Below are 2,547 nucleotides of genomic sequence, written 5' to 3' on the forward strand. Positions count from 1 at the left end.
AAATCTTTAAGTAAGCCGGTTAATCCTTATTGAAAAGGAAAACCGGCTTTTTTTATCTAGAAATTGGTTTAGTACGTTTTCCGTGTTTTTCTACAGTACTCTACTACAGAATAGCGCCCGATTGCGGAATAGTGGAAAATGCGAAAGAGCTGCAAAATGTCATTTCTAAATTTTTTCTAATACATCCCCATTCTTGATTATAGTAACATCTTTTTTAGTCTCGCTAAATTTCCTTTAAGAAATAATAAAGCATTTTTTTAATTCCAAGGCGTTTACACCACCCGATACTATTAAAAGCATCTGTAAATCGATAAAAAGCAATATAATTAACTGTTAAAGGATATCTAAAATAGCTTTTATCCGTTATTTATTTTGGTGCAATTATTTCTTTACCACCCATGTATGGTCTTAGAACTTCTGGAATTACTACGCTTCCATCTGCTTGTTGGCAGTTTTCTAAAATAGCAGCAACTGTACGTCCAATAGCAAGACCTGAACCGTTTAATGTATGAACATATTCTGATTTTGCATTTGGCTCACGACGGAAGCGAATATTCGCTCGTCGTGCTTGGATTAGTTCAATGGAACATCAGATTTACTGACAAAAACATCCCCTTTAAAAATCCTTCCATCAGATGTTGTGACCACTATTGTATGGTCACCAGAAGAAGCAGCCGATTGGACCCATGTAGTAGAATCATTAGCCACTAAATTATAAGTTTGTGTGTGACTACTCTGTTGAATTTGCACGGTTACATTTGTCCCTGTATAGTTTGTAATATGAAATTTATAGTCCTTCGAATCTGATGGTTGCGCCCAAGACATTTTATAGATACCATTTCCTTTAAAAATATCTGTATCAGAAATTATTAAATGGTTTTCTGTTCCTTGAAAATCTTCAACAACATCACTGATTAAGGCATCTGATTCAATAGTACTCTCATCAATATGCTCTATCACCTGGATTTCATAGGAAATATCTTTGTTTGGTAGTTTAGCGCTCTTGGAAGCTAATACATCTTTTAGCTCTTTTTTTATGTTTTCGCTAGAACGTGTACTGGACTTAGGAATCGATATTTTTAGTATCGGTGTAGGTTTAATTGAAGGGACGTAAATGTCCACATCGTGATAATTATTTTCTTGTAAATAATCAAATACAATACCTGAAACCTCCATCATAAAACTCTCGGTCTCAACTTCGTGTAAACTTTTCTTAGTAATTTCAATATTGAATTGATTCAAATCTGTTTTATTTATATTTTCCTCTAAATACTTTATCAATTGTAATTCACTTTTAGTTTCATCCATTTCAATAAAAATTGTCGAATCTGGGGTTGCTTGAAAACTAAATAAACCAAAATCATCCCACGCATTCTCTAGGACAGATGCAATACGATCCCATTTTTTCTCAACATCAACATTATTATTAGAGAAACTATCATTTTTATCGATGTCTATATTAATTACTAAGATGACTACAACAATTATTATGAAAACAGAAATAAAATTTCTCACTACATTTCCTCCCCTCTGAATCTATTTTCCCAATTAATCCACTCTTTTTTTGAACTATTCGGATTACGTTAGTTGAAAATAAAACGTCCCCAAAGCGTCGTTTAGTAACATATCTTAAAAAAATGTTATTCAATAATATGGCCCTTTAATGAAAACGAGTGCTGATCCTTTTTACAGAATCACGCCATTTTGTTGAATAAGCCCCAATCAGTTTAACTAATACAGCTTTGTAATTTGAGTACCAATTCTTTGTGATTGGAGTAAATATCTATCATGGATAGCACTGCAAAATAAGAATAAAGCTCGGTATTGCTAAATAGACATTTATCGTAAATTAAGCTAATATTCAATTGTCTCTTAGGTTCTCTTCCGTTTATCTTTAAAGAATTAGTTAATTCCATATATATATTATGACTCGGATTATCAATCGCCCTTTCTACAGAAAAGCTTCCTGCGTAACTACTCCACCACACTTTAAAACCTGTGAAAATTTCATTATATGTCTTTAAACTATCTGAATTAGGGATGAAGAGTTTTTCGTAAAATAGATTCTTTTCATCATTGAATATTTTTAAATCTATACTATTACCGTCATCTTCAGATAATTTAATTGAAATGTCTTCCCATAATTCTTTGAATTTCATTTCAAAGTCATCATAAAACCGAATCATTTCTGTTAAGTACGGAAACTTAAATTGTTCTTCCCTTTGTTTCTGATTAAGATAAATATTTTGCAAGTAAATTAAAAAATTTAGTGTATAGGGTGTATCTATTCGCATTAATAATGAATTTTTCATAATTGGACTCCTCTGGCAACATTAAGTACATTACTTTAATATCAATTAAATTTTAGCATAATTAACAATATTTCTCTAATTTGGTTATTCCACAATCTGGCCCTTAAATGGAAAAAGACACACTCCTTATTAAAGAAGGTAGTGACCCCTTAAAGTTAGAGTTTTTATTATGCAGCTAATTGGCTGGTATGTTTTCGGTAATTTACTGGACTCATGCCAGCCAGTTTTTGTTTAA

The 2,547-nt window shown here is 31.7% G+C and carries 2 protein-coding genes and 1 pseudogene; all 3 read right to left on the reverse strand.

Going from position 1 to position 2,547, the window contains the following annotated elements; genetic code table 11:
* Positions 1-367 precede the first annotated feature (367 nt).
* Positions 368-586 (reverse strand): annotated as a pseudogene (locus tag AO843_RS24395) (serine--tRNA ligase); the annotation flags it as partial.
* Complete coding sequence (locus tag AO843_RS24755; protein ID WP_054613499.1) at positions 574-1,515, reverse strand: hypothetical protein; 942 nt, start codon at positions 1,513-1,515, stop codon at positions 574-576. The gene AO843_RS24755 and the pseudogene AO843_RS24395, both read right to left, overlap by 13 nt.
* Positions 1,516-1,727: 212 nt before the next feature.
* Positions 1,728-2,312, reverse strand: coding sequence for a hypothetical protein (locus AO843_RS23685; RefSeq protein WP_054613500.1), 585 nt, complete (start codon positions 2,310-2,312; stop codon positions 1,728-1,730).
* Positions 2,313-2,547: the final 235 nt, after the last annotated feature.

Source organism: Lysinibacillus sp. ZYM-1 (assembly GCF_001308875.1).
Taxonomy (GTDB): Bacteria; Bacillota; Bacilli; order Bacillales_A; family Planococcaceae; genus Lysinibacillus.

Coding starts and splice junctions, on each gene's coding strand:
- AO843_RS23685 (WP_054613500.1), bottom strand. CDS start 2,312: ATGAAAAATTCATTATTAATGCGAATAGATACACCCTATACACTAAAT.